At 68.0% G+C, this 6,408-nt stretch carries 6 protein-coding genes, 1 tRNA gene and 2 pseudogenes; 5 read left to right on the plus strand and 4 right to left on the minus strand.

Annotated features, from left to right (window positions below; translation table 11 throughout):
* Positions 1-31 precede the first annotated feature (31 nt).
* Positions 32-196, minus strand: a pseudogene (locus QOC69_RS10515) (hypothetical protein); the annotation flags it as partial.
* Positions 197-1,129: an NAD-dependent epimerase/dehydratase family protein gene (locus tag QOC69_RS10520; protein WP_526439098.1), complete on the minus strand. Its 933-nt coding sequence runs from the start codon at positions 1,127-1,129 to the stop codon at positions 197-199.
* A 15-nt stretch (positions 1,130-1,144) separates the two neighbouring features.
* Between QOC69_RS10520 and QOC69_RS10525 the strand changes: the two genes are divergently transcribed.
* From QOC69_RS10525 to QOC69_RS10540, 4 genes are all read left to right on the plus strand, one after another.
* The gene (locus QOC69_RS10525) at positions 1,145-2,947 is read left to right on the plus strand and encodes a hypothetical protein (RefSeq protein ID WP_526439100.1); all 1,803 of its coding nucleotides are present in this window, start codon (positions 1,145-1,147) and stop codon (positions 2,945-2,947) included.
* 79 nt (positions 2,948-3,026) lie between these two features.
* Positions 3,027-3,191, plus strand: a complete 165-nt coding sequence (locus tag QOC69_RS10530; protein WP_526439102.1) for a hypothetical protein — start codon at positions 3,027-3,029, stop codon at positions 3,189-3,191.
* Between the two features lie 8 nt (positions 3,192-3,199).
* A complete protein-coding gene (locus QOC69_RS10535; RefSeq protein ID WP_526439104.1) occupies positions 3,200-3,388 on the plus strand; it encodes a carboxymuconolactone decarboxylase family protein in 189 nt (62 codons plus the stop codon).
* 185 nt (positions 3,389-3,573) lie between these two features.
* Complete coding sequence (locus QOC69_RS10540) at positions 3,574-4,374, plus strand: alpha/beta fold hydrolase (protein ID WP_526439108.1); 801 nt, start codon at positions 3,574-3,576, stop codon at positions 4,372-4,374.
* On the opposite strand, the gene QOC69_RS10545 is transcribed toward QOC69_RS10540, so the two are convergent.
* Both QOC69_RS10545 and QOC69_RS10550 read right to left on the minus strand, forming a co-directional pair.
* A tRNA-Thr gene (locus QOC69_RS10545) sits at positions 4,330-4,402 on the minus strand. The genes QOC69_RS10540 and QOC69_RS10545 overlap by 45 nt on opposite strands.
* Before the next feature lie 73 nt (positions 4,403-4,475).
* The gene (locus QOC69_RS10550; RefSeq protein ID WP_526439106.1) at positions 4,476-5,684 is read right to left on the minus strand and encodes a DNA polymerase III subunit delta'; all 1,209 of its coding nucleotides are present in this window, start codon (positions 5,682-5,684) and stop codon (positions 4,476-4,478) included.
* 84 nt (positions 5,685-5,768) lie between these two features.
* On the opposite strand from QOC69_RS10550, the pseudogene QOC69_RS10555 reads away from it, so the two are divergent.
* Positions 5,769-6,408 (plus strand): annotated as a pseudogene (locus QOC69_RS10555) (adenylate/guanylate cyclase domain-containing protein); the annotation flags it as partial.

Genomic DNA, 6,408 nt, shown 5'->3' on the forward strand with positions numbered 1-6,408 from the left:
CTCGCGGCGCTGCTGCTGGGTTCTGGCCATGTCAGACAGGCGTTTTCGCGAGCCGGGCCTGATTGACACCTGCACGCAGGAAGCGGCCGGACTTCAGGGTCTTTCCGTATCCGTCGCGGAACTGGCCATTGCGGTACACGACGGTCCCGCCAACGGCGGTTGCGACCACTGCGGCGTCGTTGCGGTTGCTGCAGCGTTACCCGCGGAAGAAGTCCACGGTCCGCGCCACACCGTCCTCGAGCGCGACCTTCGGTGACCAGCCGAGGACGGCACTGGCCCGGCCGATGTCGAGGCACGACCGCTTCAGGTCACCGAGTCGCGGCGGGTGCAACTCGGGCTCGTCCGGTGCGCCGACCGCCGCGGCGATCGCCGAATGTAGTTGGCGCGTGGACGTTTCGACACCGGTCCCGACGTTGAAACGCTGCCCTCCCCCGACCTCGCCCGACGCCCGCACGAAGGCGTCGACCACGTCGTCGACGAACACGTAGTCGCGGGTGTCGGTGCCGTCGCCGAAGATCTTGGTCGGTCTGCCCGACAACAGCGCCTGGGCGAAGATCGCGACCACGCCTGCCTCGCCGTGCGGGTCCTGGCGGGGGCCGTACACGTTGGCCGGCGCGATGTGCGAGCAGTCCAGGCCGTAGAGGTTGCGGAACATGTTGAGGTACACCTCGCCGCAGACCTTGCTTGCGGCGTAGGGCGATGCCGGGTCGACGGCCACGTCCTCGCTGGTCGGATAGACCGGCGGGATGCCGTAGACCGACCCACCCGACGACGTGTGCACCACCTTGCGCACACCCGCCTTGCGGGCGGCCTCGGCCAGCCGCACCGTGCCGACCACGTTGACGCTCGAATCGAACTGCGGGTCGTCCACCGAGCGCTTGACCGAGATCTGCGCGGCGAGGTGGAACACCGCCTCCGGTTTGGTGTCGGCCAGCAAGCCGATCAGATCGGCGTCGACGATGTCGGCCTTGGCGAACTCGAAACCGTCGTAACGCTCGGCCGGACCGAGGTTCGTGCTGCGACCCGAGCTGAGGTCGTCGACCCCGATGACGCTGTGACCGTCCGCCAGCAGGCGATCTACCAGCGTCGATCCGATGAATCCTGCTGCTCCGGTGACCAGTGTCCGCACCGGCTCACCATACCGATGCCCGCCGAAATCCTCCCCGTAGAGTTTCGAGGAGTGAATTGGGTTGCCCGTATGGCCGTCGCGCTGATCGCGCTGCAGCTGGTGCTTCGGGCGGTGCTCGCGTTCGAGGGCTACTTCTACTGGGACGACCTGATCCTCACCGGGCGCGCCGGTACCCAAGGGCTGTTGTCGCCGTCGTACCTGTTCGACGACCACGACGGCCACGTCATGCCGGCCGCGTTCCTGATCGCCGGGGGCATCACCCGGCTCGCGCCGTTGACCTGGATCGGGCCGGCGATCAGCCTCGTCGTGCTGCAACTGATCGTGTCGCTGGCATTGTTGCGCGCGCTGCGCGTCATCCTCGGCTGGCGGCCCGTGCTGCTGGTGCCGCTGACCTTCGCGTTGTTCACACCGCTCGGCGTGCCCGCGTTCGCGTGGTGGGCGGCCGCGCTGAACTCGTTGCCGATGATCGCCGCGCTGGCCTGGGTGTGCGCCGACGCCATCATGCTGGTGCGGACCGAGCGGAAGCGTTATGCGCTGAGCGGTGCGCTGGTGTTCCTGTTCGGTCTGCTGTTCTTCGAGAAGGCAGCGGTGATTCCGTTCGTCGCGTTCGCGGTCACCGCGCTGCTGGCCCATGTGACGGGCGACCGTGCCGCCGTGAGGACGGTGTGGCGCCGCGGCGCGCGGTTGTGGGTGGCGTCGCTGGTGCTGACGGCGGCGTGGGTCGGGTTGTACCTCATCGTCGTCGATCAACAGCGGTGGAGTTTCGATCTCGGCATGACCTGGGACTTGTTGCGCCGGTCGGTGACACACGGGATCGTGCCCGGCCTGGCGGGCGGACCGTGGGACTGGCAGCGCTGGGCACCCGCTTCACCGTGGGCGACACCACCTTTGGTGGTGATGATCCTGGGTTGGGTCGTGTTGGCGGCGGTGCTCGCGGCGTCGCTGATCCGCAAGGAACGCATCGGCGCGGTGTGGCTGGTGGCCGTCGGCTACGCCGTCGCGTGCCAGGTGCCGATCTATCTGATGCGCTCGTCGAGGTTCACCGCATTGGAGCTGGCCCAGACGTTGCGCTATCTGCCCGATCTCGTCGTGGTGCTCGCACTGCTGGCCGCGGTCGGGTTCTGCGCGCCGAACCGAGCGAAGTCGCGCTGGCTGGACGCATCGTCGGCACGGACCGCCGTAACCGCTTGCTGTGCATTACTTTTCGTAATCAGCAGCGTGTACTCGACAGTGACGTTCACCCGGATCTGGCGCGACAATCCCACCCAGCAGTATCTGCTGACCGCCGAAGCCAGCCTGGCCCAGGCCAATGCCGCCTCCAGCGCACCCATGCTCGACCAGGAAGTCGATCCGCTGGTGCTACAGCGCGTCGCCTGGCCAGAGAACCTGGTCAGCCACGTGTTTGCGCTACTGCCCAACCGACCCCAATTCGATTCGAGTACAACGGATCTACGGATGCTCGACATGAACGGTCGGATACTCCCCGCCAAGGTGACGTGGGTGCGGTCGATCGTGCCGGGTCCTGCGCCGCAGTGCGGCTACTTCGTCCAGCCGGACGCCCCGGTGCGGATGCCATTGGACGGGCCGCTGCTGCCGTCGGAGTGGACGGCCGAGATCAACTACCTGGCCAACAGTGACGGCTCGATGACGTTGTCGCTGCCCGAGGGCGTCGAGTCGAAGATCCGGGTACGGCCCGGTTTGAACCGCGTCTACGTGCGGTTGTCCGGTGCCGGCGATGCGATCCTGGCCAAGGCCAATACCTCTGCGCTGTCGGTGTGCCTGGCGGCCGGGCCCGTCGGATATCTGGCACCGAGGTAGTAGGGCACAGGGGATAATCAGTCGATGCTCGGACTCGTTGAGGGTGCGCGGTGAGCGTGCTCGACGGCTTCCATACGACGTGGTCGAACGCGTGGCCACCTTCGGTGAGGGTGCCCCGCAGACCGGTGAGCAGTACGACGGCAGCGCCAAGCTCAGTCAGGCGCAGTCCACGCTTGATTCGGCCGCGAATGGTCGCAGTGGGTTCACGCTCGCGGTGGCCGACTCTCCAGCTCTGGTGCGGTGAGACCGTGGGTGGGTCCAGCCGCCCTCATCGCACTGCGGGCCTCCGACGAGCTGAAGTTCCACTTCCAGATCGCCTGCAACAATGGCCTCACCGACGAGGAATTCGCCGAGGTCATCTACCACGCCAGCGGCTATGCCGGCTTCCCCGCGGCCAACACCGCAAAGAGCGTAGCAATCGAGGCGTTCGCCGCGAAGTGACCGTTTAGCTCTGGCCCGCAACGGCAATGGACCAGGGTGTGCAGTTCACCTCCGCGCCGATTCGCCATCTGAGGACGACCGTCGACGGGATGGACACGTTCTACCGGGAAGCCGGTCCGGCCGACGCTCCGGTCGTATTGCTGCCCCACGGCTACCCGGCGTCGTCGTTCGTGTACCGCAATCTGATGGCCGCGCTGGGAAATCGCTACCGTCTCGTCGCGCCCGACCTGCCCGGGTTCGGTTACAGCGCAACGCCTTCGCCCGATGACTTCGGCTACACCTTCGACGCCTACGCAACGTTTCTGCAGGCCTTCGTCGACGCGCTGAACCTGCAGCGGTACGTCATCTGGCTGCACGACTACGGTTCGCAGTTCGGCTTCCGGCTCGCTCTCTCGGCGCCCGAAAGAGTGGCCGGCCTGGTCATCCAGAATGGCGACATCTACCAAGACGCGTTCGGCCCCAAGTACGACTTCCTCAAGGAGTCGTGGGAGAACCCCGGTCCCGCCGCCAGACGCAACATCGCCAAGCACGTCACGCTCGACGGATTCGAAAGCGAGTTCCGCGGCGAGCTCCCCGACGACGTCACCGACCGGATCAGCCCCGACCTGTGGACCCTGCACTGGTCGCTGATGTCGACGCCAGCCCGTATCGCCAACCTGATCCGCCTCCTGGAGGACCAGCCGTCGACCCTGGGCTGGTTCGCCAAGGAACAGGCCTACCTGAGGGAGCACCAACCACCGACTCTGATCGTGTGGGGCCCACACGACGGCTACATGCCCGAGAAGTCGGCGCATGCCTACCGTCGCGACCTACCAGACGCCCCGATCCACCTGCTCGGCGGCGGGCACTGGCTGCTGGAGACCCACCTGGACGACGTCGTGCCCCTGGTGGATGGGTTCCTCGCGGAGGTCTACGCGCCGAGCGCGGACCAAACAAGGCGGAGCCACCTCGGGGAATCGAACCCCGGACCTTCTCATTACGAGTGAGACGCTCTACCGACTGAGCTAAGGCGGCGCGCCGGTGAACCGGCGGGACGAGTCTACGGCAGGCGTCGCCGCGCGCCCAAGTCGCTTCCCACCGACGGGGATCAGCTGCGCAGCGCCTGCCCGACTGTCGCCACCATGGCGTCGACAGCGAACTTCGGCTTCACGTTGACCGCAAGTGCCTCCCGGCACTCCAGCACCGCCTCGATGCACCGCAGCAGCCGGTCGGGAGGCACGACCGCGGCCATCGCGGCGACCTTGTCGGCCATGTCGGGATGATTGGGCTTCACCACGCCGGCACCCGACGACACCAGGAGCGCGTCGCGGAAGTAGGTGGCGAGGTCGATCAGCGCCCGGTCCAGGGCATCGCGCGACGCCCTGGTGTGACGCGACTTTTGCCGTTTCTCAAGGTCTTTCAACGCGCCCGTCGCCCCGCGCAGCGCTCCTGCGGTGCCCTTGCCGGTGCCGCCCGCGCCCAGCGCCGTACGCAGCTCCTCGGTCTCGGCCTCGTTGCGGTCGCCGGTCAGCGCCTTCGCCTCGTCCTCCGCGGTCGTGACCAACTCCTCGGCGGCGGCATACGCCCGTGACGGCGTTGCCGCATCGCGGGCCAGGCCCAGCGCACGCTCCCGGCGTCCGCGCGCCTGCTCGTCGGTGGCCAGTCGCCGCGCGCGGCCCACATGGCCGCCACTGACGGACGCCGCCCACCGGGCGTCGGCATCGGGCAGGCCGTCCGTGTCGATCAGCACCTGGGCGATCGCGTCCACCCGGGGCGTCACCAACGCGACGTGGCGGCAGCGCGATCGAAGGGTGATCGCGATGTCCTCTGGATCCACCGACGGCGCGCACAGCAGGAAGACCGTCGACGGCGGCGGCTCCTCGACCACCTTGAGCAGTGCGTTCGCCGCACCCTCCGTCAACCGGTCGGCGTCCTCGACCACGACGACCTGCCAGCGTCCCGTCCCGGGCTTGCGGGAGGCGATCTGCACGATGTTGCGCATCTCGTCCACACCGATCGACAGGCCCTCCGGAATGATCCGGCGCACGTCGGCGTGCGTGCCCGCCATGGTCGTCGTGCAGGCCCGGCACTCCCCGCAGCCCGGCACGCCGTCCGACGTGCACTGCAGCGCGGCCGCGAAGCACAGCGCCGCGATGGACCGCCCGGACCCCGGCGGGCCGGTGATCAGCCACGCGTGGGTCATGTTTCCGGTGTTCATGGCGCTGTGAGTCGAATCACCACGGGCCGCCACCGCGGCGGCCACCAACTCTGCTTCGACGGCGTCCTGGCCCACCAGACGCGAGAAAACACCACTCATCAGGACCCAAGACTAGTGGCCCGACCCGACACGACCTTTCAGACAGCGGCGCTAAGCGTCCCCGTCGCCCGATACGGTTGTCGGGTGACCGAGGCGATACCGATTGGGCGAATCACCGCATTCGTCCGTTGGGTCGCGCGTACGCCGTGGCCGGTGTTCACCCTTGGCATGCTGCAGGCCGACATCATCGGCGCGTTGCTGGTGTTCGGCTTCCTGCGATTCGGGCTGCCCCCCGAGGACCGCGTCCAGTTGCAGGACCTGCCCGCCTTCAACCTGGCCGTCTTCCTCGGCTACCTGTTCGTGGCGTTCACCGTCGGGGCGTGGCTGACCCTGCGACTGCTGATCCCGGTGATCCGCTGGCAGCGTCGCGACACACTGCTGGTCGACGGCGACTCGGCCGCCACCGAGCTGGCCCGGGTGCGCGCGCTGAAGATGCCGTTCTACCGGTCGGTGATCAGCGTCTCGAACTGGCTTCTCGGCTCCGTCGTGTTCATCGTCGCCAGCTGGCCCGTCGCCAGCCATTCCGCCCCGGTCGTCGCCGTCGCCACCGCCCTGGGTGCCACCGCCACGGCGATCATCGGCTACCTGCAGTCCGAGCGCGTGCTGCGGCCCGTCGCCGTCGCGGCGCTGCGGGGCGGCGTACCCGAGACGTTCCGGGCGCCCGGCGTGATCCAGCGCCAGGTGCTGACCTGGGTGCTGTCCACCGCAGTGCCGGTCCTGGCGA

It is taken from the genome of Mycobacterium sp. (assembly GCF_032162105.1).
Taxonomy (GTDB): domain Bacteria; phylum Actinomycetota; class Actinomycetes; order Mycobacteriales; family Mycobacteriaceae; genus Mycobacterium.